Below are 23,582 nucleotides of genomic sequence, written 5' to 3' on the forward strand. Positions count from 1 at the left end.
GGTAAACCCTGATGATCTGCAGATGAAGAACAAAGGGTTTTTCGCCCGGCTGTTTAAAAGGGTGTCCGGTTCTGTGCAGGAAGTGCTTTCGAAATATCAAAAGACAAGTGTGCAGATTGACCGTATCAGCAGAAGACTGGAACATTCTAAAAATGTGCTGTTGAGTGACAATAAATTGTTAGATCAGCTGTACGCCCAAAATAAACAGTACTTTACTGATTTAACTATGTATATAGCAGCGGGGGAATTAAAATTAGATGAGCTGAAAACAAAGCTGATACCCGAAGCGGCAAGAAAAGCCGAATTACAAGAACACAATCAAATGGCCGCGCAGGAAGTGAATGATCTTCGCCAGTTTGCCGACCGTCTGGATAAGAGGGTGCATGATCTGCTGCTGAGCAGGCAGATTACGCTTCAGAGTGCGCCGCAAATCCGCCTGATTCAAAACACAAATCAGGCACTGGCAGAGAAAATTCAGTCCTCCATTGTTACGGCTATTCCTTTATGGAAGAATCAAGTCGCCATCGCGCTGACGCTTATGAGGCAGCGGAGTGCGGCAGATGTGCAGCAGAAGGCGGCGGATACGACAAATCAATTGCTGCTGAAAAACGCTGAACTTCTGAAAACAAGTACAGTCGAGACCGCGAAAGCCAATGAGCGCGGACTTGTTGAGGCAGAAACCCTCAAAAAAGTGCAGGAAAGCTTAGTCAGCACACTTGAAGAAATCATGTCTATTCAAGAAGAAGGCAGGATGAAACGCAGGCGTGCCGAGGAGGAGCTTGTTATCATGGAAGGCGATTTAAAAAAGAAGCTGCTTGATATGAGATCCGGCCGGGATAACGGCTAGATGCCAAAAAGTCTTAGCTTTAAGTTGGCTCGCAGGCACGATATAATAAGAAAGACAGGCAAAGGATTTGTTTAAAAATGGACACACCTTTATATACAGCGCTGATGAAGCATGCGCACCGAAATACGTATTCTTTTCATGTTCCGGGACATCACAATGGAGATGTCTTTTTTGATGAAGCCAAATCTGTATATCAATCTCTTTTATCTATTGATATGACTGAGATCACGGGTCTTGATGACTTGCATCACCCGACGGGGGTCATTAAGGAAGCGCAGGATTTGGTGAGCAGATTTTACGGCTCTCAGGAAAGTTTCTTTCTCGTCAATGGAACGACCGCCGGCAATCTGGCGATGATTTTAGCTGTGTGTGAACCGGGTGAACCCATTCTGATCCAGCGTAATTGTCACAAGTCTGTTTTCCATGCGGTGGCATTGGCCGGAGCCAAGCCGGTTTATTTGGCGCCGGAAATCGATGAAAACATGCATGTGCCGGCACATGTATCCCTTTCAGTCATCGAAAAAGCGCTGGCGTCATATCCGAACGCGAAAGGACTTGTTCTGACCAATCCGACTTACTACGGGCATGCTGCCGATTTGACTGCGGCAGTTAACAAAGCCCATTCATACGGCGTTCCTGTACTGGTGGATGAGGCACATGGGGCTCACTTTGTGTTAGGCCGGCCTTTCCCGCCTTCATCATTGGCTATGGGGGCAGACGCCGTTGTTCAATCGGCTCACAAAACGCTTCCGGCTATGACGATGGGGTCTTACTTTCATTTGAACAGCACCAGAATTGACAGAGATCGATTAACTTATTATGTAAGCAGTTTGCAAAGCAGCAGCCCGTCATACCCGATTATGGCATCTTTAGACACGGCGCGCGCTTATGTGCAGGATATTGCTGAAAAAGGGACACTTCCCGTTCATATGGAGCACATTGAGAATATCAAACGAAGGTTCGCATCAATTTCTTCTATTGAAATAATCGAGCCTTCCGGATATGGGCTGCGGGCGGACCCGTTAAAATTAATTCTTCGGTCAAAGCTCGGACATTCCGGCTATTCATTACAACGCATTTTGGAGAGTGAAGACATTGTTGCCGAGCTGGCTGACGAGTACCAAGTATTGCTCGTACTGCCGATAGGCGGCCGGCGGATGATAGAACAGGCAACCGTAAGAAACATACAGCAGAAACTGGAGAATACACCGCCCGATAAATTGCCGGATGCCGTGAATTGGACATTTCCGTCCATTTCGACACTTGAATACCCGCAAAATGAGATGCGGAAGTTTACAAAAGAGCCTGCAGATATAAATAAGGCGGCCGGGCGCTTGCATGCGGGCAACATTATTCCTTATCCGCCGGGAATTCCGCTGATCATGGACGGAGAACGGATAACAGAAGAGATCGTACAAAAGCTTTCCCGTTTAATCGGCATGGACGCGCATATTCAAGGCTTGTTAAACGGGGAACAATTACTTGTCTATATAGAAGAGGAGAAATCATGAGCGGTTTATTTATAACATTTGAAGGTCCTGAAGGTGCAGGGAAAACGACTGTGCTTCAGGAAATGAAAGAGATTTTGTCGGCAGAGGGGCTCCCGGTGACAGCGACAAGAGAACCGGGCGGCATCGACATTGCGGAACAGATCAGAGAAGTGATCTTAAATAAAAACAATACACTGATGGATGCAAAAACGGAGGCGCTGCTTTACGCTGCGGCGAGAAGACAGCATTTAGTCGAAAAGGTGCAGCCTGCATTGAAAGAAGGCCGCATTGTGCTGTGCGATCGTTTCATTGACAGTTCTCTGGCTTATCAAGGCTATGCGAGAGGGCTCGGCATTGATGAAGTTCTTTCTATCAACCAGTTTGCAATCGGCGATACGATGCCTGATGTTACCATCTATTTTTCTATTGAGCCGGAAGAAGGGTTGAAACGGATTACGTCGAATGATTCAAGAGAGAAGAATCGTCTCGATCTTGAGGCCCTGCACTTTCATACGAAAGTACGGGAAGGATACCAAAAGGTCATGCAGCGTTTTCCGGAAAGATTCCATACAATCGACGCATCGAAAAAGAAGGAACTCGTCATTCAGGACGCACTTCAAGTGATAAATGAAGCATTGAAAAAAATTCAGTTGTGACCTGTTTCTCATAAGTTGCTATAATGAATGTAACGATAATGTTCTTTCCAACCTAAAGGGGGCCTAGAGAATGAAACTAATAGTGGCAGTGGTGCAGGATCAGGACAGCAACAGGCTTTTGAAAGTATTAACCGACCACAACTTCAGGGTGACGAAGCTTGCGACAACAGGCGGATTCCTTAAATCAGGCAATACGACGTTTATGATCGGGGTGGAAGATATCCGTGTCGATAAAGCGCTCAGCCTCATTAAAGAGAATGGCTGTAAACGTGATCAGATGATTGCCCCGGTATCCCCGATGGGCGGGAATGCGGATTCCTACGTTCCATATCCCGTCGAAGTGGAAGTCGGCGGAGCGACGGTCTTTGTCCTCCCGGTCGATGAATTTCATCAATTTTAAGGATTTGACGACGTGAAAATAAATTCTGACTTACGTACATTTATTGAGAAAAAGCAGCAGCCTGCTTATAAAGCGGCAGAGCTTTCCGGAACATTTAAAAGTTCAATGGACAGCCAAAGCAGCAAGCTGAAATTTGATCAGCTGAGCAGGTTCTTAACGGATATAGAAACGTTCGGGAAAAGGCTGACGAAGTCGAGAAACTTCAAAGACTTAGCGAAATTCAAAGGATTGGTAAAACGTTTTGTAAAAGAGGCCGTAGACAGCGGATTATCGCATGAGACGGAGAAAAGCTTTGACCTGTACGGAAGCAGCCGGACTCTGGGGCTTGTGAAAGAAATAGATGAAAAACTGCTTCAGCTGACAGAAGAAATGTTAGATCAGGAAAAACCGGCAATTGATTTGCTGGATCGAATCGGAGAAATAAAAGGTTTATTGATTAACCTTTACACATAGAGAGTGATACAATGGCAATATCATGGAAGGAAATGACCGGGCAGCAGCCCAGAGTGATGCGGCTTTTGCATAACAGCATTGAAAAGAAAAGGCTTTCTCATGCATATTTGTTTGAAGGCAAAAAAGGTACGGGCAAATTGGATGCCGCACTGCTTCTCGCAAAAAGCTTTTTTTGCCTTGAAGGCGGGACTGAGCCTTGCGGGGAGTGCCGGAACTGTAAGCGTATTGAATCCGGAAACCATCCCGACCTCCATGTGGTTCAGCCCGACGGATTATCCATTAAAAAGGCTCAGATCCAATCGCTTCAGGAAGAGTTTTCTAAAACAGGACTGGAATCGCATAAAAAGCTGTACATTATATCCCATGCGGACCAAATGACGACAAATGCGGCAAACAGTCTGCTGAAATTTTTAGAGGAGCCGAGTCAAGATACCATCGCAATTCTTATTACTGAGCAGCTCCACCGAATACTGGATACCATCGTTTCGAGATGTCAGGTCCTTCCGTTCCAGCCGCTTCAGCCGAAAGCCATAGAAGAAAGACTGATTGAACAGGAAGTGAGCCCTCACATGGCCCGGCTCTTAGCAAATATGACAAATAATATTGCGGAAGCAGTCGAATTAAGTCGAAATGATGAGTTTGCAGAGTCCAGAGCGAAAGTGATAAAATTGTATGAAGTCTTACATCAGCGGAAAGGACATGCCTTTTTCTTCATTCAGGATCAGTGGGTGCCCTTTTTCAAAGAAAAAACCCATCAAGAAATGGGTCTTGATATGCTCTTATTGATATACCGTGATGTATTATCCATCCAAATTGGAAATGAAGATAAACTGATTTATCAAGACTTATTCCAATCAATAAAACAGCATGCGCTGCAATTTACACAACAAAGCGTTACGAACCAAATTCTCGCTGTTTTAGAAGCAAAAAAACGGCTTCATTCCAATGTGAATGTGCAGGGATTAATGGAGCACTTGGTGTTAACGTTGCAGGAGGGATAAGCTTGTACAACGTAATAGGCGTCCGCTTTAAAAAAGCGGGGAAAATTTATTATTTTGATCCGAACGGATTTGATATAGAACAAGACAGCTGCGTCATTGTTGAAACCGTAAGAGGTGTCGAATACGGGCAGGTTGTCATCGCAAATAAACAAGTGGACGAGCATGATGTTGTGCTTCCGCTTCGAAAGGTCATACGCGTTGCTGATGAACGCGATCTTCTCATTGTAGAAGAAAACAAACAGGAGGCCCTGTCCGCTTTTGAAGTCTGTCAGAAAAAAGTGGCTGACCACGGCTTAGATATGAAGCTGGTTGATGTTGAGTTTACATTTGACCGCAATAAAGTCATTTTTTACTTTACAGCAGACGGACGGGTTGATTTCAGGGAATTGGTCAAAGACTTGGCTTCTATCTTTAAAACGAGAATCGAATTGCGCCAAATCGGGGTGAGGGACGAGGCGAAAATGCTCGGCGGTATCGGACCATGCGGGAGAATGCTTTGCTGCTCCACGTTCCTCGGTGATTTTGAACCGGTGTCCATCAAAATGGCGAAGGATCAAAATTTATCGTTGAACCCAACGAAGATTTCCGGTCTGTGCGGCCGTTTGATGTGCTGTTTGAAGTACGAAAATGATGAGTATGAGACGGCAAAAGAACAGCTGCCGGATTTAGGCGAAATGATTACGACGGCAAACGGCCCCGCAAAGGTTGTCGGTCTTAATATTCTGGAACGGGTGCTTCAGGTGGAACTGAAGAATCGTGAAAAAGTGATAGAATATACTTGGGAAGAGCTCTTGGAAGAGGGCGTCGTATCCGCACAAACCACAGATTAACGAGGTGTGGAACCTTGGATAAAAAAGAGTTATTTGATACTGTCATAAACCTGGAGGAACAAATCGGTTCGCTGTACCGTCAGCTGGGTGACTTAAAGCAGCATATCGGCGAAATGATTGAAGAGAATCACCATCTTCAGCTTGAAAATAAGCATTTGCGTAAACGGCTTGATGATACGACAGAGCAAATTGAGAAATTCAAAGCCGACCAGAAAGAAACAAAAACACAGAAGGCAGAGCAGAGTGATATAGGAGAAGGGTACGACAATCTGGCCCGGCTGTATCAAGAAGGCTTTCATATTTGCAACGTCCATTATGGGAGCGTCCGCAAGGGAGATTGCCTTTTTTGTCTGTCCTTCTTAAATAAAAAATAAGGAAAAGGCTTCCGCTGATGTCGGAAGCCTTTTTCAAAGAGTGCCGAAAGGAATAAGATTATGGTTTCATTACGTGATGATGAAAGATTGGATTACTTATTAGCAGAGGATATGAAAATAGTACAGAGTCCGACGGTTTTCGCTTTTTCATTAGATGCCGTGCTGCTGTCTAAGTTTGCATACGTTCCGATTCAAAAGGGGAACATCGTTGATTTATGCACGGGGAACGGCATTGTGCCGCTTTTGCTCAGCACAAGGTCAAAAGCCGATATCACCGGGGTTGAAATTCAGGAACGCTTGTATGATATGGCGCTCCGAAGCGTGGAATACAACGGGCTGGGCGGTCAGATCAGTCTCATTCATGATGATCTGAAAAATATGCCGGAAAGACTCGGACATAATAAATATGATGTTGTCACCTGCAATCCGCCTTATTTTAAAACACCGAAAGAGGCGGAGCAGAACCTGAACGAGCATCTCAGAATCGCAAGGCACGAAATTCTTTGCACGCTTGAAGATGTGATTTCCGTCAGCAGCAAACTGCTGAAGCAAGGCGGAAAAGCGGCTCTCGTTCATCGGCCGGGGAGGCTTTTGGAAATCTTTGAATTAATGAAAGCGTACCGAATAGAACCGAAACGGGTTCAGTTTATTTATCCGAAACAAGGTAAAGAAGCGAATACCATTTTGGTTGAAGGAATTAAAGGCGGCCGCCCTGATCTCAAAATTCTTCCCCCGCTGTTCGTATACAATGAACAAAATGAATATACGAAAGAGATCCGCACGATTTTATATGGAGACAAATAGTCATTTCTTTTATGTGCTGCTGTGCAATGACAACAGTCTGTATGCCGGTTATACAAATGATCTGCAAAAACGGCTGAAAACCCACAATGAGGGAAAGGGTGCGAAGTACACAAGGGCGCGGCGGCCGGTTTCGTTATGCCATGCGGAATCATTTGAAACAAAACGGGAAGCGATGCAGGCGGAATACCGTTTTAAACAGCTGACCCGAAAGAAAAAAGAGCAATATATAGAAGAAAAACGACGCAGCAAGGAGGCTGTATATGTTAAGACGCCAGATGAGTTTTAACGGAAAATCTGAAATGGGAACTCTGTACCTTGTTCCTACACCGATCGGCAATTTGGAGGACATGACCTTTCGTGCAGTAGAGACGCTGAAATCGGCCGATGTCATAGCTGCCGAAGATACGAGACAGACGAAAAAGCTGTGCCATGTTTATGATATAGAAACATCTCTCATCAGCTATCATGAACATAATAAAGAAAGCAGCGGCCATAAAATCATTGAATGGCTGAAAAACGGAAAGAATGTGGCATTGGTCAGTGATGCCGGCATGCCGACAATTTCCGACCCGGGGGCTGAGATTGTGAGAGATTTCACCCAAATCGGCGGATATGTCGTTCCGCTTCCGGGTGCTAATGCGGCATTAACCGCGCTGACCGCATCAGGCATCACCCCGCAGCCGTTTTTCTTCTACGGATTTTTAAACAGACAGAAAAAAGAAAAGAAGAAAGAACTCGAAATCCTGAAAAAACGGCAGGAAACGATGATATTTTACGAAGCGCCGCACAGATTAAAAGAAACATTAACAGCAATGCATGATGTTTTGGGTAATCGAACCATCGCCGTCACGAGAGAATTAACGAAAAAGTACGAGGAATTCATCAGAGGAACCATCGCCGAGGTGATGGAATGGGCTAATGAAGATCAAATCCGCGGTGAGTTCTGTCTCGTTGTCGAAGGAAATCAAACCGCTGAACCGGATGAAGAGGAAAAGCCTTGGTGGACGGAGCTTTCTGAGAAAGAACATGTGGAGCATTACATAAATGAAGGATCTTCTTCCAAACAGGCCATAAAACAAACAGCGGTAGATCGGGACGTGCCGAAACGCGAGATTTATGACGCTTATCACATTCAATCATAAAAAAAACCGTTCTTGTATCGTAACAAGAACGGTTTTTGTATGAAATAGCTTATTTTTGGTTTTGAAGCTGGTTTTGAATTTCAGAGATGATTTGCTCAGCGCCCTCTTTGCTGAGTACCAATTTGCCGCCGGCAAGTTTAAGGTTATCGTCAGAAACTTCACCAGTTACTTGGCAAGTCATGTTTGGTTTATATTTTTTAAGGATGATTTTTTCATCATCAACATAAATTTCAAGAGCGTCTTTTTCTGCGATGCCCAGTGTACGGCGAAGTTCGATTGGGATAACTACGCGTCCAAGTTCATCAACTTTACGTACGATACCAGTAGATTTCATTAACAGTCTCCTCCCGAGAGATAATTATTTGTAGTTTATATTTTTCTTCGTCATTATTCGACAAAATTCCTTACATTCCTAGCATAACAAGGTTTCCAATAATCGTCAATCTTTTTGTTTGCTATTGTTTGTAAGAATTAGTTCTTATAGTAAGTAAAGCCTTGGAAATCCTGAAATAACAGGCTTTTTGACTGCTTTTTCGAACCTATTATCCTACTGAAAATCCTTTTAAATCAAGACTTTCGAACCAAGATGTTTTATATTAGTAGATTATAAACGACAAAATTCGACATGTTAAGACTTTTTTTAATTTCAATAAAAATTTTTAATTTTATTTACTCTTTTACGCGCAGTACGTATATATCCTTGATCTTAAAGGCTAAGATGGTATCATAGATAGAGGACAAATATCAATATTGTATATCAAATAAAACCGCTCTCGTCCTTTGGGCGTGAGCTTTTCGACATTCTGAATGGGAGGTTGCAACATGCCGCAAGACAATAATACTTTTTATATTACAACCCCGATATATTATCCGAGCGGAAAATTACATATCGGCCATGCTTATACTACCGTGGCCGGCGATGCGATGGCGCGTTACAAAAGATTAAAAGGATTTGACGTACGCTACTTAACCGGAACGGATGAGCACGGACAGAAAATCCAGCAGAAAGCGGAGGAAGAGAATATCACGCCTCAAGCTTATGTGGATCGTGCAGTTGCTGAAATCCAAAAACTATGGAAGCAGCTCGACATTTCTCACGATGATTTCATCCGGACGACGGAAAGCCGGCACAAAGAAATTATCGAGAAAGTGTTTCAAAAACTTCTTGATAATGGTGACATTTACCTGGATGAGTATGAGGGCTGGTACAGCATCCCTGATGAAACATTCTATACGGAAACACAGCTGGTGGATGTGGAAAGAAATGAGAAGGGTGAGGTTGTCGGCGGAAAAAGCCCGGACAGCGGCCATCCGGTCGAATTAATCAAAGAGGAGTCATACTTCTTCCGCATGAGCAAATACGCAGACCGCCTGCTGAAGTTTTATGAGGAAAATCCTTCTTTCATCCAGCCTGAATCACGCAAAAATGAAATGATTAACAACTTCATTAAACCGGGGCTTGAAGACTTGGCCGTTTCCAGAACGACGTTCGACTGGGGCGTAAAAGTGCCGGGAAATCCGAAGCATGTCGTGTATGTATGGATTGACGCACTGTTCAACTATATTACAGCGCTCGGTTATGATACGGAAAATGATGAGCTTTACAAAAAGTACTGGCCGGCTGACGTCCACCTTGTCGGTAAAGAAATTGTCCGTTTTCATACCATTTACTGGCCGATTATGCTGATGGCGCTTGATCTCCCGCTGCCTAAGCAAGTATTCGCGCATGGCTGGTTATTGATGAAAGACGGAAAAATGTCGAAATCAAAAGGAAATGTCGTTGATCCGGTAACGTTAATTGAACGCTACGGATTGGATGAACTTCGCTATTACCTGCTTCGCGAAGTACCGTTCGGTTCAGACGGTGTCTTTACGCCGGAAGGTTTCGTAGAACGGATTAATTATGACTTGGCGAACGACTTAGGAAACCTTCTGAATCGTACAGTTGCAATGATCCAAAAATATTTTGACGGTGAGATTGGTTCATATGAAGGAAATGTGACCGATTTTGATTCAGAGCTTTCTTCTGTAGCCGGTGAAACGGTTAAAGCTTATGAAAAGGCAATGGAAAAAATGGAGTTTTCAGTCGCTTTATCAACGCTATGGCAATTAATCAGCCGTACGAACAAATATATTGATGAAACTGCTCCGTGGGTGCTTGCTAAAGATCAGGAAAAAGAAAAAGAATTACGTTCCGTCATGTATCATTTAGCTGAATCTTTACGTATCTCAGCCGTATTGCTCCAGCCTTTCTTGACACAAACGCCTGAAAAAATGTTTGCCCAGCTCGGAGTTGAGGGTCAGTCCCTTAAAGCATGGGACAGCATTCAGACATTCGGTCAATTGAAGAACGCGAAAGTGAAAAAAGGGGAACCGCTTTTCCCTCGTCTTGAAGCTGAAGAGGAAGTAGCTTACATCAAGCAAAAAATGCAAGGAACTGCTCCTGCTAAAGAAGAAAAGGCGGAAGAGCCGCAAGAAGCAGAGCGTCTTCCTGAAATTACGTTTGATCAATTTATGGATACAGAACTTCGCGTCGCAGAAGTCTTGTCCGCAGAGCCGGTGAAAAAAGCAGATCGGCTGCTGAAATTGCAAATTGATCTGGGCTTTGAACAGCGCCAAGTTGTATCAGGTATCGCGAAGCATTACACACCTGATCAGCTTGTGGGAATGAAGATCATTTGTGTAACGAATTTAAAACCGGTAAAACTGAGAGGTGAGCTTTCTCAAGGAATGATACTGGCAGGAGAATCAGACGGCGTTCTCAAAGTTGTAGCTGTCGACCAGTCATTACCGAAAGGCACTCGAATTAAATAAATAGATGCAAAAGGTGTTTCACGTGTAACATTCCGTCGAACACCTTTTGTTTTTCAACAAGAAAGGAGTTTTTATGATGCTTTTTGATACACATGCGCACTTAAATGCCGAGCAATTTGACACAGACTTAGAGGAAGTCATTGCGCGTGCAAAGGCTGAAGAAGTTGAACGAATCGTCGTTGTCGGCTTCGACAAACCCACTATCACGCGTGCGATGGAGCTGATTGAGGAATATGACTTTATATACGCTGCGATCGGCTGGCATCCGGTAGACGCAATTGACATGACAGAGGAAGATTTATCATGGATTAAGGAACTGTCCTCTCACGAAAAAGTTGTGGCAATCGGAGAGATGGGCCTTGATTACCACTGGGATAAATCACCAAAAGACATTCAGAAAGAAGTATTCCGGAAACAAATCGCTCTCGCCAAAGAAGTGAACCTTCCAATTATCATTCATAATCGTGATGCAACGGAAGATGTTGTCACGATTTTGAAAGAAGAGGGGGCGGAAGAAGTCGGCGGTATTATGCACTGCTTTACGGGGAGCGCGGAGGTTGCGCGGCAGTGTATGGATATGAATTTTTATATTTCATTCGGCGGACCGGTTACCTTCAAAAATGCAAAGAAACCAAAAGAAGCAGCAAAGGAAATTCCGAATGACCGTTTGCTGATTGAAACGGACTGTCCTTTCCTGACACCGCATCCTTTCCGCGGTAAACGAAATGAGCCAAGCTACGTAAAATATGTTGCTGAACAGCTCGCTGAATTAAAAGGGCTGACATATGAAGAAATTGCCTCAATTACAACTGAAAACGCAAAAAGACTTTTCCGCATGAACTGACAGAATGCGCTGTCGTAACGTGTAAAGGCTTGTCCGATTCAGTGGATATGTAAAACGGTTCTACAAGCTTCCTTCTCCTCATAAGATAGGTTGTCGATATGTCTCTCTTCCTTTTTTTGCTTTGTTTTTGCATAATGAGGGATACGCTGAAGGTTTTTCATCTTCGAGATGGGAGGGTTGACAGCATTTTAGATACTCTATATAATCTCTCCGAGGAGAAGGAGGCGTTTTTCATCACACAAAAAATGAAAAAACTGTTTTCCGTAAAGCTTGGTAAAAGCAAGGTTATTCTTATTGCAGCTATTATTCTGCTGGGCGGAACCGGGACTGCATACGGGGCACATGAGCTCTCAAAACAATCAGTTTCTGTTTCCATCAACGGCAAGAAAAAGCAAATACGCACTCATGCAAAAACGGTTGGGGAACTTCTGGAAGATTTACATATAGAGACGAGAAATGAAGACCGGATTACCCCGTCTAAGCAGACAGCATTGGCAGACAACATGAATGTCGTGTATGAAGCTGCAAAGCAGATCCGTGTGACAAGAGGCGGAGAAGAAAAGACTTTATGGTCAACGGCAAAAACAGTCGGCGCATTTCTGAATGAACAGCATACACCTGTGAATCAGCACGATAAAATAGATCCAGCAGCAGATACGAAAGTGACAAACGGCATGAAAGTCACGGTCGACCCGGCTTTTCGGGTCACTGTAAATGATGCGGGAAAGAAAAAGAAAATATGGACGACTTCGACTACGGTCGCTGACTTTTTAACGCAGCATAAGATGGACATGAAAGACGAAGATAAAGTAAAACCGGCATTACACGAAAAGCTCACAAAAAATCAGGCCGGCATACAAATCACTCGTATCGAAAAAGTCACCGATGTAGTTGAGGAAAAAATAGCGTATCAAGTGAAAGAAAAAGAAGATGCGTCTCTCGACAGCGGGAAAGAAAAGATCGTTCAAAAAGGAAAAGAAGGCAAACTTAAAAAGCATTTTCATGTTGTCAAAGAAAATGGAAAAGAAGTTTCAAGAAAGCTTGTTAAAGAAGAAACATCTGAAAAAAGCAAAGATCAAATCATTGCGGTCGGCACAAAGCGGCACAGTCCCAAGATTGAGCAGCTCAGTGCACCTGTGAAGGCATCTTCTGGCGAAACCGGATCTTCCGGTAAAGTGATTACCGTGTCTTCCACGGCTTATACCGCAAGCTGCAGCGGCTGTTCCGGCCATACGGCTACAGGCGTTAACCTGACAAGCAATCCGAATGCTAAAGTCATTGCGGTAGACCCAAGCGTCATTCCGCTCGGCACAAGAGTCCACGTAGACGGATACGGGGATGCCGTGGCCGCTGATACAGGCTCAGCCATTAAAGGAAGACGGATTGATGTCTTTTTCCCTGAAAAATCTTCAGCTTACCGCTGGGGAAAGAAACAGGTCAAAATAAAAATCTTAAATTAATTCCGATTCACTCAGAGGGTTTTGCGCCCTCTGTTTTTTTCGTTATAATAGGTAAAGTGTATTTTCAGTATATTAGACGTGACATGTAAGCAAAGGTTTCGTTTTGGATATAAAAAGTTTTTTTGGAGGAAGTAATGAAAATTAAAGAAATTATTGTAGTCGAGGGACGCGATGACACTGCGCGCATAAAACTTGCCGTTGATGCGGATACGATCGAGACAAACGGTTCCGCAATCGGAGACGAAGTCATCAGACAGATTCGGCTGGCGCAGGAAACGAGAGGGGTCATCGTACTGACGGACCCGGATTTTCCGGGGGAAAAGATCCGGAAAACCATTTCTGAAGCAGTACCCGGCTGTAAACACGCATTTCTGCCCAAACATCTTGCCAAACCGAAAAACAAGCGCGGCATTGGCGTTGAGCACGCATCCATTGAAAGCATCAGAGCATGTCTGGAAAATGTGCATGAAGAGATGGAGGCAAAGCCGAGTGAGATTTCAGCTGAAGATGTCATACAGGCCGGTCTGATCGGCGGACCGGCTGCCAAAAGACGCCGCGAACGATTGGGCGACCTGCTGAAGATCGGCTATACAAACGGCAAGCAGCTTCAAAAACGGCTGCAAATGTTTCAAATCAAAAGAAGTGATTTTATTGATGCGCTCGATGCTATGAGGCAGGAGGAACAGGATGAACAATAAAGATATCGCGACACCTATCAGAACGAAGGAAATTCTGAAAAAGTACGGTTTCTCTTTTAAAAAGAGTCTGGGGCAGAATTTCTTAATTGATACAAATATATTGGACAGAATTGTGGACCATGCGGAAATTACGGATCGGACCGGAGTCATTGAAATCGGGCCCGGAATCGGCGCGCTGACAGAGCAGCTTGCCAAACGGGCAAAAAAGGTCGTCGCGTTTGAAATTGATCAGCGCCTGCTGCCCATTCTCAATGATACGCTGTCTCCGTATGACAATGTAACGATCATTCATCAAGATGTGCTGAAAGCAGACGTCAAATCTGTCATTGAAGAGCAGTTTCAGGATTGTGATGAAATTATGGTGACGGCGAATCTCCCATATTATGTGACGACGCCGATCATCATGAAGCTTTTGGAAGAACATCTTCCGTTAAAAGGAATTGTCGTGATGCTGCAAAAAGAGGTCGCTGAGCGAATGGCCGCTGATCCTTCCTCTAAGGAGTACGGATCGCTTTCCATTGCGGTTCAGTTCTATACGGAGGCCAAAACCGTCATGACCGTCCCGAAAACGGTGTTTGTGCCTCAGCCTAATGTCGATTCTGCCGTCATCCGTCTCTTGCTTCGTGACGGCCCGGCGGTTGACGTCGATAATGAACCGTTTTTCTTCCAGCTGATTAAAGCAAGCTTCGCACAGCGCCGGAAAACCTTGCTTAACAACCTTGTGAACAATCTTCCGGGCGGAAAAGAGAAAAAAGCTCAAATTGAAGAAGTTCTTCAAGAAACGAATATTGACGGAAAGCGGCGCGGTGAATCCCTGTCCATAGAAGAATTCGCGCTCCTGTCCAACGGATTGCATAAAGCCCTTTTCTAAGAGGGCTTTTTGTTTTGCGTCACCACTTGGACTGCCGCTACATAGGCTAGAGGAGAACCTTATTCATTCAACTGCAAGAAAAGCTTGAAACATCAAGCGCCGCAGCGGAAAGAGGTGTATTTGCCAAGACTTCTTTCATGATGAGGCTTAGTCTATTTGTGGAGTGGGTAACGTGCAATTTCAAATAGGAGATATGGTAGCCAGGAAATCCTATCAAATGGATGTTTTATTTCGCATTATCGGTATAGAACAAACAAACAACGGAAATTCAATTGCCATCCTGCATGGTGACGAAGTCAGATTGATTGCGGATGCTGATTTTTCTGATTTGGAGCCTGTCAGAAAAGACGAACAGGCCATGAGAAAGAAAAGAGATGAAAGCAGGATGAATGAATCTCTCGAGCTGCTCCGCCAGGATTATAAGCTGCTTCGGGAAAAACAGGAATATTATGCGACAAATCAATATCAGCATCAGGAGCACTACTTTCATATGCCCGGAAAGGTATTGCATCTGGACGGCGATGAGGCCTATTTGAAAAAGTGCCTGAACTTTTATGAAAAAATCGGTGTGCCGGTATACGGAATTCATTGCCATGAGAAAAAAATGCCGGCATCAATTGACGAGCTGCTTGATAAATACAGGCCGGATATTTTAGTCATCACCGGCCATGATGCATATTCCAAGCATAAGGGAGGCGTGAACGATTTAAGCGCCTACAGGCATTCCAAACACTTTGTCGAAACCGTTCAAAGAGCGAGGCGTAAAGTCCCTCATTTGGATCAGCTGGTCATATTCGCGGGGGCCTGCCAATCTCATTTCGAGTCTTTAATCAGAGCGGGCGCGAATTTCGCAAGTTCTCCGTCACGCGTCAATATCCACGCGCTTGACCCGGTATATATTGTCGCGAAAATCAGCTTCACTCCGTTTATGGAGCGGATCAATGTATGGGATGTTCTGAGAAATACGCTGACGAGAGAGAAAGGGCTGGGAGGAATTGAAACGAAGGGTGTGCTGCGTGTCGGTATGCCGTATAAATCAAATGGATGAGTGATAAAACCCGCATATATTTCGCTATGCGGGTTAATTATTTTACATATTGATACATAAATTTCCGGAACTTGTGAAAAATAACGCAGAAATCAATAGAATTTTGTCAAAATAATTTTGTTGACAATGACTTATTAACGTTGATATAATTTAAATTTTATTTGACAAAATTGGGCTCTTGTTGTACAATAAATGTAGTGAGGTGGATGCAATGGCGAAGACGTTGTCCGATATAAAAAGATCGCTTGATGGGAATTTAGGTAAACGGCTTACGTTAAAAGCAAACGGCGGCCGCCGAAAAACGATTGAGCGTTCGGGCATTTTAGCTGAGACGTACCCTTCTGTTTTTGTGATACAACTAGATCAAGACGAGAATTCGTTTGAAAGAGTTTCATACAGTTATGCTGATATTCTGACTGAGACTGTTGAATTGACATTCAATGACGATGCGGCAAGCTCAGTAGCATTTTAATGGGCAGTGAACCTTTTGTTTACTGCTTTTTGTTTTGCCTTCTAAAGCTCTTCTAATTATTCCCTCGAAAGTTTCAGCCGATTAAACGGAAGCTATAGGTGTCACATGTTTTATCGTGGCGTGCACGAATGGTGATCAATTCTATAAAAGGGGTTGTTTCGTTTGGGCAGACGTCGTGGAGTTATGTCAGATGAGTTCAAATATGAGCTGGCGAAGGACCTTGGTTTTTACGATACGGTGAAAAACGAGGGCTGGGGAGGCATTCGGGCGCGTGACGCCGGGAATATGGTAAAACGCGCGATTGAGATTGCCGAACAGCAGATGGCGGCTCAGAACCAAAATAACCGATAATGCAGTGGCCCGGGGGACAATCCGTTCCCCGGTTTTTTCTATCGGCATTCAAAACCGGCGTCAATTTCGGATAAGTACCTCCGGGTCTCCAAATGTGATACAATGTTCATACTTATGTTTAGATGGAGAAGTAGGTGAAAGCTATGCGTATTTTAGAAAAAGCGCCGGCCAAAATCAATCTGTCCCTCGATGTGACGAGTAAACGCCCGGATGGTTATCACGAAGTGGAGATGATCATGACGACAATTGATTTGGCAGATCGGATTGAACTGACAGAACTGCCCGAAAACGTTATCAGAGTGGCGTCGCATAATCGCTTTGTTCCGGATGATCAAAGGAATCTGGCTTATCAGGCAGCCAAACTGCTTAAAGAACGGTTTCAAGTCAAAAAAGGCGTTTCCATTATGATTACAAAAGTGATTCCTGTAGCGGCAGGGCTTGCCGGCGGAAGCAGCGATGCGGCAGCCACGCTCAGAGGGCTGAACAGGCTTTGGGATTTAAAGCTTTCTGTCGAAGAGCTCGCGGAGCTTGGAGCTGAAATCGGTTCAGACGTGTCCTTCTGTGTATACGGGGGCACTGCTCTGGCAACCGGACGCGGTGAGAAGATCAGGCACATCAGTGCTCCGCCTCATTGCTGGGTCGTGCTCGCCAAACCGACGATCGGGGTATCGACTGCCGAAGTGTACCGCCGGCTGAACTTACAGCAGGTTCGGCATCCTGATGTGCAGGCGATGATTGACGCGATTGAAGAAAAAAGCTTCCAAAAGGTATGCGGACAATTAGGAAACGTATTGGAGTCGGTTACGCTCAGCCTCCATCCCGAGGTGGCGATGATTAAAAATCAAATGAAACGCTTCGGCGCTGATGCGGTGTTAATGAGCGGAAGCGGACCGACTGTATTCGGTTTGGTTCAATACGAATCGAAGGTGCAGCGGATTTATAACGGGTTAAGAGGTTTCTGTGATCAAGTGTACGCGGTGCGGATGATCGGCGAACAGAATGCTCTTGATTAAATCCGTATGTTAAGTTATATTATTTTTAAATTATTCGGATTTTGGGGGTAAGTTCATGAAGTTTCGTCGCAGCGGCAGATTGGTGGACTTAACAAATTATTTGTTAACCCATCCGCATGAATTAATACCGTTAACGTTTTTCTCAGAACGGTATCAATCAGCAAAGTCATCAATCAGTGAAGATTTAACGATTATTAAACAGACCTTTGAACAGCAAGGCATTGGGACGCTGCTTACAGTGCCGGGAGCTGCCGGAGGCGTCAAATACATTCCGAAAGTGAAACAGGCTGAAGCAGAAGCGTTTATACAGGAGCTGGGACAGTCTTTAGTAAATCCTGAGCGTATCCTTCCGGGCGGTTATGTATATTTAACGGATATCTTAGGAAAACCATCTGTCCTCTCTCATGTAGGCAGGCTTTTTGCTTCCGTTTTTGCGGAGCGGGAGATTGATGTGGTGATGACCGTTGCGACAAAAGGAATCCCTCTTGCTTACGCAGCGGCCAGTTATCTGAACGTTCCGGTTGTCATCGTGCGAAAAGACAATAAGGTGACGGAAGGCTCCACGGTGAGCATCAATTATGTATCAGGGTCGTCTAACCGCATTCAAACGATGTCGCTTGCGAAAAGAAGTTTGGCTACGGGTTCGAACGTTTTGATTATTGACGATTTTATGAAAGCCGGCGGCACCATTAACGGCATGATCAGCCTGCTTGATGAGTTTAATGCAAACGTTGCGGGAATAGGCGTCTTGGTTGAAGCCGAGGGAGTGAACGAACGGCTTGTCGATGAATACATGTCACTGCTCACGCTTTCAACCATCAATATGAAAGACAAAACGATTGAGATTCAAAACGGCAATTTTCTGCGATTTTTTAAAGAACAGCATTTAAAGAATGGGGAGACAGAAAAATGACAAAAGCAATCCATACAAAACACGCGCCGGCAGCGATCGGGCCATATTCACAGGGAATCATCGTAAACAACATGTTTTACAGCTCAGGCCAGATTCCTCTTACTGCTGAAGGAGAAATGGTAAACGGTGATATCACAGAGCAAACGCATCAGGTGTTCAGCAATTTAAAAGCTGTGCTGAAAGAAGCGGGCGCTTCTCTCGAGACGGTTGTCAAAGCAACGGTGTTTATTGCTGATATGGAGCAGTTTGCGGAAGTGAATGAGGTGTACGGACAATACTTTGATGTACATAAGCCGGCAAGGTCTTGTGTGGAAGTGGCGAGACTGCCGAAAGACGCTCTCGTGGAAATTGAAGTCATTGCGCTGGTGAAATCTTAAATCTCAGAAAAGTGGTTCCGTCTCCGGGATCACTTTTTTTATGCAGTATATGATCCCCAAATATGGTTTATCACCTAATTGTGTATGTATATCCTATATTTTCAAAAAAACTTTTTGAAACGTGCAGGAATTTAAAAAGAATCGTGGAATTGTTAGACTAATGCTTTTATATAGGGAAAAGGTGGTGAACTACTGTGGAAGTTACTGACGTAAGATTACGCCGCGTGAATACCGATGGTCGCATGAGAGCGATTGCATCCATCACGCTGGATCACGAATTTGTCGTACATGATATTCGTGTGATTGATGGAAACAATGGTCTTTTCGTTGCGATGCCGAGTAAACGCACCCCTGATGGAGAATTCCGCGATATTGCTCATCCTATTAATTCCAGCACGCGGGGCAAGATCCAGGATGCTGTTTTAAATGAGTATCATCGTTTGGGTGATTCTGAAGCATTAGAATATGAAGAAGCCGGGGCTTCTTAAACATAACAAAATGTAAGGACTGCTGATAAAGGCTGACACAAGGCCTTTTCCGGCAGTCCTTTTTTAAATCTGATTTTTCAGTAATAAAGCGATTACATAGAAAATTCTTGCACTTTTTGATGTCTTCTTGAAATCAACAGCTATTTAGGATATATTTTTCTATGGATAAAAGGGATATTGGAGGCCATTAAATGGATAAGCGGTTTGCAGTGATTTTAGCTGCCGGAAAAGGAACGAGAATGAAATCGAAGCTTTACAAGGTCCTTCATCCGGTATGCGGAAAGCCTATGGTAGAGCACGTCGCAGACGAAGCTCTGAAATTATCTTTAGCGAAGCTTGTCACCATCGTAGGACACGGCGCCGAAGATGTGAAGAAGCAGCTCGGACAGAAAAGCGATTACGCTCTCCAAGCAGAACAGCTCGGTACGGCTCATGCGGTCAAACAGGCAAAACCATTTCTTCACGGAGAAAAGGGTGTCACGATCGTTATTTGCGGCGATACACCGCTTCTGACGGCGGAGACGATGGAAGCCATGCTGAATGAACATACAGACAAAGGTGCAAAAGCCACGGTGTTAACGGCCGTTGCCGACGATCCCGCCGGATACGGAAGAATCATCCGCAGTGAAGACGGCGCCGTTCAAAAAATCGTGGAGCACAAGGATGCTTCGGAGCAAGAACGTCTTGTGAAAGAAATTAACACGGGAACGTACTGTTTTGATAACGAGGCTCTTTTTCGTGTCATCGAACAGGTTTCGAATGAAAATGCCCAAGGCGAGTATTATCTGCCGGATGTGATCGAAATCCTCAAAGACGAAGGCGAAACTGTTGCCGCTTACCAGACTGGTAACTTCCAAGAGACGCTCGGAGTGAATGATAGAGTCGCTCTTTCTCAGGCTGAAATGTATATGAAAGAGCGTATTAACAAACGGCATATGCAGAACGGAGTCACTTTAATCGATCCGATGAATACGTACATCTCACCTGACGCACGTATCGGACAAGATACAGTTATTTATCCCGGAACTGTGTTAAAGGGACAAGCTGAAATCGGCGATGAATGCGTCATCGGCCCCCACACTGAGATAGAGGACAGCTCAATCGGCAGCCGCACTGTGATTAAACAATCCGTTGTCAATCGCAGCAAAGTTGGGAATGATGTAAATATCGGTCCTTTTGCTCACATCAGACCCGATTCCGCAATCGGCAATGAAGTGAAGATCGGAAACTTTGTTGAAATCAAGAAAACACAATTCGGCGACCGAAGCAAAGCATCTCATCTAAGCTATATCGGTGATGCCGAAGTGGGCACGGATGTGAATCTGGGCTGCGGCTCCATCACGGTCAATTATGATGGGAAGAAAAAGTATTTAACCAAAATTGAAGACGGCGCCTTTATTGGCTGCAACTCCAATCTGGTCGCTCCTGTTACAGTGGGAGAAGGCGCGTACGTCGCTGCGGGTTCAACCGTAACTGAAGATGTGCCGGGCGAAGCGCTTGCCATTGCCAGAGCAAGACAAGTAAATAAAGAAGATTATGTGAAAAACATTCATAAAAAATAATCCTAAAATCGGAGGTTTACCATGTCTAACGAATACGGAGATAAGAATTTAAAGATTTTTTCTTTGAATTCAAATCCAGAACTTGCAAAAGAAATCGCGGATAATGTAGGGGTTCAATTAGGAAAGTGCTCTGTTACAAGATTCAGTGACGGAGAGGTCCAGATCAACATAGAAGAAAGTATTCGCGGCTGTGATTGCTATATCATTCAGTCTACAAGTGCGCCGGTCAACGAGCACATCATGGAATTGCTGATTATGGTTGACGCTTTAAAGCGCGCTTCCGCGAAAACAATCAACATTGTGATTCCGTACTACGGTTATGCGCGCCAGGACAGAAAAGCAAGATCACGTGAACCGATTACGGCAAAACTTTTTGCAAACCTGCTTGAAACAGCGGGTGCGACACGCGTGATCGCGCTTGATTTACACGCGCCGCAAATTCAAGGTTTCTTTGATATTCCGATTGACCACTTAATGGGTGTTCCGATTTTAGGCCATTACTTTGAAGGTAAAGACTTGAAAGATATCGTTATTGTTTCTCCTGACCACGGCGGTGTGACGCGCGCCCGCAAACTTGCGGACCGTCTGAAAGCGCCGATCGCGATTATCGACAAACGCCGTCCTAGACCGAATGAGGTAGAAGTGATGAACATCGTCGGTAACGTGGAAGGTAAAACAGCGATTCTGATCGATGATATTATTGATACGGCCGGCACAATCACACTTGCCGCTAACGCGCTGGTTGAAAACGGAGCTGCAGAAGTGTATGCATGCTGTACGCACCCTGTACTGTCAGGTCCTGCCGTTGAGCGGATCAATAACTCTAAAATCAAGGAGCTTGTCGTAACGAACAGCATTAAGCTTCCTGATGAGAAAAAAATCGAACGCTTTAAGCAGCTTTCTGTCGGACCGCTTCTGGCTGAAGCGATTATCCGCGTTCACGAGAAACAATCTGTCAGCTATTTATTCAGCTAAACCGAAACTTTAAGGTTTAAATCCCAGTTATTGTGGGTATTGTTCTAATAGGACGATAAAACGATAATTAGGATGGTGCTGAATATGGCAACTTTAAAAGCAAATGAAAGAACAGATTTTAAACGTTCGACGCTTCGGAAAATCCGTCATTCAGGACATGTTCCAGGGATTATATACGGTAAAGAAACAACGAATACGCCTGTCTCTTTAGACAGTGTCGAATTGCTTAAAACATTGCGGGACGAAGGAAAAAACACGATTATCACAATTGATGTCAACGGAAATCAGCAATCGGTTATGGTGACTGATCTTCAGACAGACCCGCTCAAAAACGAATTGACGCACGCCGATTTTCAAGTCGTGAATATGAGTGAGGAGCTGGAGGCCGAGGTGCCGATTCAGCTGACGGGAGAGGCGAAGGGAGTCAAAGACGGAGGCGTCATCCAGCAGCCGCTGCATGAGCTTTCGATTAAGGCCAGACCGAAGGACATCCCTCAGACAATCAATGTTGATATTTCAGGACTTGAGATGAATGATGTGCTGACCATCGCAGATCTGACTGCTGACGGCAATTATACATTTACAAACGATCCGGAAGAAGTCGTGGCTTCCATCCTTCCTCCTAAGCAGGAAGCATTCGAAGAAGATGCAGAACCGTCTCCTGGGGAAGAGCCCGAAGGAGAAAATCAATAAGCGCTTTAAGACGTAACCCGCCCGAGGTTACGTCTTTTGTGCTAGAATGAGAAGAATTACAGCGATGTTGAGGGAGGATTTACGATGCTTGTGATTGCCGGTCTCGGTAACCCCGGGAAAACCTATGAGAACACGAGACATAATGTCGGCTTTATGGCCATTGACGAGCTTTCTAAAGAATGGAATATTGAATTGAATAAAACGAAATTCAACGGACTTTACGGAATGGGGTTTGTTTCCGGAAAAAAAGTTCTACTTGTTAAACCGCTTACATATATGAATTTATCAGGGGAATGTTTGCGGCCGCTACTGGATTATTATGATGCCGATCATGAAGATCTGAAAGTCATATACGATGACCTTGATCTTCCGACGGGAAAAATCAGGCTCCGGACGAAAGGGAGCGCAGGCGGACATAACGGAATTAAATCGCTTATACAGCACCTCGGAACCCCTGAATTTGACCGGGTCAGAATCGGAATCGGCCGCCCCGTCAACGGAATGAAAGTCGTTGACTATGTACTGGGAGCTTTTACGAAGGAAGAAGCGCCGCATATCAATGATGCCGTCTCAAAAACCGTAAAAGCCTGCGAAGCTTCCTTAACGAAACCTTTTTTAGAAGTCATGAACGAATTTAATGCAAATGTATAAGATAAATAATGGGAGACCATACTAGGGAAAAATGATTTTTTCACATCAGGAGGTCCAACGTATGGCTTTGCATTATTTCTGCCGCCACTGCGGCTTTAAGGTAGGGAGCCTGGAATATTCGACGGTGCCGACACAGTCACTTGGATTTCAGCACTTAACAAATGAGGAAAGAAACGATATGATTTCATATAAAGACAATGGAGATGTCCATGTTCTTACAATTTGTGAAGACTGCCAAGAGGCGCTGGAGCGCAATCCGCACTACCATGAACACAACACATTTATTCAATAAGAAGCTTTGGTGTAGATTCTAGACCAAAGCGTTTTTCTGTTCTTGCAGAAAATAGAGAGGAGG

At 44.6% G+C, this 23,582-nt stretch carries 29 protein-coding genes (1 of these 29 running past the window's edge); 28 read left to right on the plus strand and 1 reads right to left on the minus strand.

The genetic code is table 11. The features are described 5' to 3' along the window. From NYE36_RS00195 to rsmI, 11 genes are all read left to right on the plus strand, one after another. Positions 1 to 847 carry the 3' portion of a toxic anion resistance protein gene (locus NYE36_RS00195; RefSeq protein WP_064115727.1) on the plus strand. The gene continues 272 nt to the left of window position 1, outside the view, so only the last 847 of its 1,119 coding nucleotides appear in the window; the start codon falls outside the window, past its left edge; it ends in the stop codon at positions 845 to 847. 77 nt (positions 848 to 924) lie between these two features. Next, positions 925 to 2,358, plus strand: coding sequence for an aminotransferase class I/II-fold pyridoxal phosphate-dependent enzyme (locus NYE36_RS00200; protein ID WP_094032131.1), 1,434 nt, complete (start codon positions 925 to 927; stop codon positions 2,356 to 2,358). Further along, positions 2,355 to 2,993, plus strand: a complete 639-nt coding sequence (gene tmk, locus NYE36_RS00205; protein ID WP_007409918.1) for a dTMP kinase — start codon at positions 2,355 to 2,357, stop codon at positions 2,991 to 2,993. The genes NYE36_RS00200 and tmk overlap by 4 nt, the downstream gene beginning before the upstream one ends. Positions 2,994 to 3,063: 70 nt before the next feature. After that, positions 3,064 to 3,393 (plus strand): cyclic di-AMP receptor DarA, encoded by a 330-nt coding sequence (gene darA / locus NYE36_RS00210; RefSeq protein WP_004264734.1) that lies wholly within the window; start codon positions 3,064 to 3,066, stop codon positions 3,391 to 3,393. A gap of 12 nt (positions 3,394 to 3,405) precedes the next feature. Further along, positions 3,406 to 3,846, plus strand: coding sequence for a DUF327 family protein (locus tag NYE36_RS00215; RefSeq protein ID WP_004264730.1), 441 nt, complete (start codon positions 3,406 to 3,408; stop codon positions 3,844 to 3,846). 11 nt (positions 3,847 to 3,857) lie between these two features. Continuing rightward, a complete protein-coding gene (gene holB, locus NYE36_RS00220) occupies positions 3,858 to 4,847 on the plus strand; it encodes a DNA polymerase III subunit delta' (protein ID WP_031379324.1) in 990 nt (329 codons plus the stop codon). A gap of 2 nt (positions 4,848 to 4,849) precedes the next feature. After that, positions 4,850 to 5,677 (plus strand): competence/sporulation regulator complex protein RicT, encoded by an 828-nt coding sequence (ricT, locus tag NYE36_RS00225; protein WP_004264723.1) that lies wholly within the window; start codon positions 4,850 to 4,852, stop codon positions 5,675 to 5,677. A 14-nt stretch (positions 5,678 to 5,691) separates the two neighbouring features. Next, the gene (gene yabA / locus NYE36_RS00230; protein WP_004264720.1) at positions 5,692 to 6,051 is read left to right on the plus strand and encodes a replication initiation-control protein YabA; all 360 of its coding nucleotides are present in this window, start codon (positions 5,692 to 5,694) and stop codon (positions 6,049 to 6,051) included. A gap of 60 nt (positions 6,052 to 6,111) precedes the next feature. Next, on the plus strand, positions 6,112 to 6,855 hold the full coding sequence (locus tag NYE36_RS00235; RefSeq protein WP_004264717.1) for a tRNA1(Val) (adenine(37)-N6)-methyltransferase: 744 nt from the start codon (positions 6,112 to 6,114) through the stop codon (positions 6,853 to 6,855). Further along, on the plus strand, positions 6,842 to 7,141 hold the full coding sequence (locus NYE36_RS00240; protein ID WP_007409921.1) for a GIY-YIG nuclease family protein: 300 nt from the start codon (positions 6,842 to 6,844) through the stop codon (positions 7,139 to 7,141). The genes NYE36_RS00235 and NYE36_RS00240 overlap by 14 nt, the downstream gene beginning before the upstream one ends. After that, the gene (gene rsmI, locus NYE36_RS00245; protein ID WP_039253039.1) at positions 7,116 to 7,997 is read left to right on the plus strand and encodes a 16S rRNA (cytidine(1402)-2'-O)-methyltransferase; all 882 of its coding nucleotides are present in this window, start codon (positions 7,116 to 7,118) and stop codon (positions 7,995 to 7,997) included. The genes NYE36_RS00240 and rsmI overlap by 26 nt, the downstream gene beginning before the upstream one ends. A gap of 49 nt (positions 7,998 to 8,046) precedes the next feature. Here rsmI and abrB read toward each other — a convergent pair whose 3' ends face one another. Then, a complete protein-coding gene (gene abrB, locus NYE36_RS00250) occupies positions 8,047 to 8,337 on the minus strand; it encodes a transition state genes transcriptional regulator AbrB (protein WP_169510469.1) in 291 nt (96 codons plus the stop codon). 482 nt (positions 8,338 to 8,819) lie between these two features. Here abrB and metG point away from each other — a divergent pair, with 482 nt between their 5' ends. From metG to NYE36_RS00335, 17 genes are all read left to right on the plus strand, one after another. Continuing rightward, complete coding sequence (gene metG, locus NYE36_RS00255; RefSeq protein WP_265451348.1) at positions 8,820 to 10,811, plus strand: methionine--tRNA ligase; 1,992 nt, start codon at positions 8,820 to 8,822, stop codon at positions 10,809 to 10,811. 76 nt (positions 10,812 to 10,887) lie between these two features. Next, positions 10,888 to 11,655, plus strand: a complete 768-nt coding sequence (locus NYE36_RS00260) for a TatD family hydrolase (protein WP_039253034.1) — start codon at positions 10,888 to 10,890, stop codon at positions 11,653 to 11,655. Positions 11,656 to 11,789: 134 nt separating this feature from the next. Continuing rightward, positions 11,790 to 13,115, plus strand: coding sequence for a G5 and 3D domain-containing protein (locus tag NYE36_RS00265; protein ID WP_099686894.1), 1,326 nt, complete (start codon positions 11,790 to 11,792; stop codon positions 13,113 to 13,115). A gap of 134 nt (positions 13,116 to 13,249) precedes the next feature. Further along, positions 13,250 to 13,813, plus strand: coding sequence for a ribonuclease M5 (rnmV, locus tag NYE36_RS00270; protein WP_004264696.1), 564 nt, complete (start codon positions 13,250 to 13,252; stop codon positions 13,811 to 13,813). Next, on the plus strand, positions 13,803 to 14,684 hold the full coding sequence (rsmA, locus tag NYE36_RS00275; protein WP_004264694.1) for a 16S rRNA (adenine(1518)-N(6)/adenine(1519)-N(6))-dimethyltransferase RsmA: 882 nt from the start codon (positions 13,803 to 13,805) through the stop codon (positions 14,682 to 14,684). Before rnmV ends, rsmA begins: the two co-directional genes overlap by 11 nt. A 172-nt stretch (positions 14,685 to 14,856) precedes the next feature. Continuing rightward, complete coding sequence (gene yabG, locus NYE36_RS00280) at positions 14,857 to 15,732, plus strand: sporulation peptidase YabG (RefSeq protein WP_015416657.1); 876 nt, start codon at positions 14,857 to 14,859, stop codon at positions 15,730 to 15,732. A gap of 211 nt (positions 15,733 to 15,943) precedes the next feature. Continuing rightward, complete coding sequence (locus tag NYE36_RS00285) at positions 15,944 to 16,204, plus strand: Veg family protein (RefSeq protein WP_003218330.1); 261 nt, start codon at positions 15,944 to 15,946, stop codon at positions 16,202 to 16,204. Between the two features lie 162 nt (positions 16,205 to 16,366). Continuing rightward, positions 16,367 to 16,555: a small, acid-soluble spore protein, alpha/beta type gene (locus tag NYE36_RS00290; RefSeq protein WP_011996172.1), complete on the plus strand. Its 189-nt coding sequence runs from the start codon at positions 16,367 to 16,369 to the stop codon at positions 16,553 to 16,555. Positions 16,556 to 16,698: 143 nt separating this feature from the next. After that, a complete protein-coding gene (gene ispE, locus NYE36_RS00295) occupies positions 16,699 to 17,568 on the plus strand; it encodes a 4-(cytidine 5'-diphospho)-2-C-methyl-D-erythritol kinase (protein WP_007409927.1) in 870 nt (289 codons plus the stop codon). A gap of 55 nt (positions 17,569 to 17,623) precedes the next feature. Continuing rightward, positions 17,624 to 18,481, plus strand: a complete 858-nt coding sequence (gene purR / locus NYE36_RS00300; protein ID WP_004264666.1) for a pur operon repressor — start codon at positions 17,624 to 17,626, stop codon at positions 18,479 to 18,481. Beyond that, a complete protein-coding gene (ridA, locus tag NYE36_RS00305; RefSeq protein WP_004264663.1) occupies positions 18,478 to 18,858 on the plus strand; it encodes a 2-iminobutanoate/2-iminopropanoate deaminase in 381 nt (126 codons plus the stop codon). Before purR ends, ridA begins: the two co-directional genes overlap by 4 nt. Before the next feature lie 194 nt (positions 18,859 to 19,052). Then, the gene (gene spoVG, locus NYE36_RS00310) at positions 19,053 to 19,346 is read left to right on the plus strand and encodes a septation regulator SpoVG (protein WP_004264660.1); all 294 of its coding nucleotides are present in this window, start codon (positions 19,053 to 19,055) and stop codon (positions 19,344 to 19,346) included. A 191-nt stretch (positions 19,347 to 19,537) separates the two neighbouring features. Continuing rightward, the gene (gene glmU / locus NYE36_RS00315; protein ID WP_004264658.1) at positions 19,538 to 20,908 is read left to right on the plus strand and encodes a bifunctional UDP-N-acetylglucosamine diphosphorylase/glucosamine-1-phosphate N-acetyltransferase GlmU; all 1,371 of its coding nucleotides are present in this window, start codon (positions 19,538 to 19,540) and stop codon (positions 20,906 to 20,908) included. A 21-nt stretch (positions 20,909 to 20,929) separates the two neighbouring features. After that, entirely contained in the window at positions 20,930 to 21,883 is a 954-nt protein-coding gene (locus tag NYE36_RS00320) for a ribose-phosphate diphosphokinase (RefSeq protein ID WP_007409928.1), read from the plus strand. Between the two features lie 84 nt (positions 21,884 to 21,967). Then, on the plus strand, positions 21,968 to 22,576 hold the full coding sequence (locus NYE36_RS00325) for a 50S ribosomal protein L25/general stress protein Ctc (RefSeq protein WP_014416724.1): 609 nt from the start codon (positions 21,968 to 21,970) through the stop codon (positions 22,574 to 22,576). Positions 22,577 to 22,660: 84 nt separating this feature from the next. Next, positions 22,661 to 23,227, plus strand: a complete 567-nt coding sequence (gene pth / locus NYE36_RS00330) for an aminoacyl-tRNA hydrolase (RefSeq protein ID WP_004264652.1) — start codon at positions 22,661 to 22,663, stop codon at positions 23,225 to 23,227. Positions 23,228 to 23,288: 61 nt separating this feature from the next. After that, positions 23,289 to 23,519: an anti-sigma-F factor Fin family protein gene (locus NYE36_RS00335; protein WP_004264650.1), complete on the plus strand. Its 231-nt coding sequence runs from the start codon at positions 23,289 to 23,291 to the stop codon at positions 23,517 to 23,519. Positions 23,520 to 23,582: the final 63 nt, after the last annotated feature.

The sequence above is a fragment of the Bacillus sp. FSL R5-0593 genome, assembly GCF_038603755.1.
GTDB classification, from domain to species: Bacteria; Bacillota; Bacilli; order Bacillales; family Bacillaceae; genus Bacillus; species Bacillus velezensis.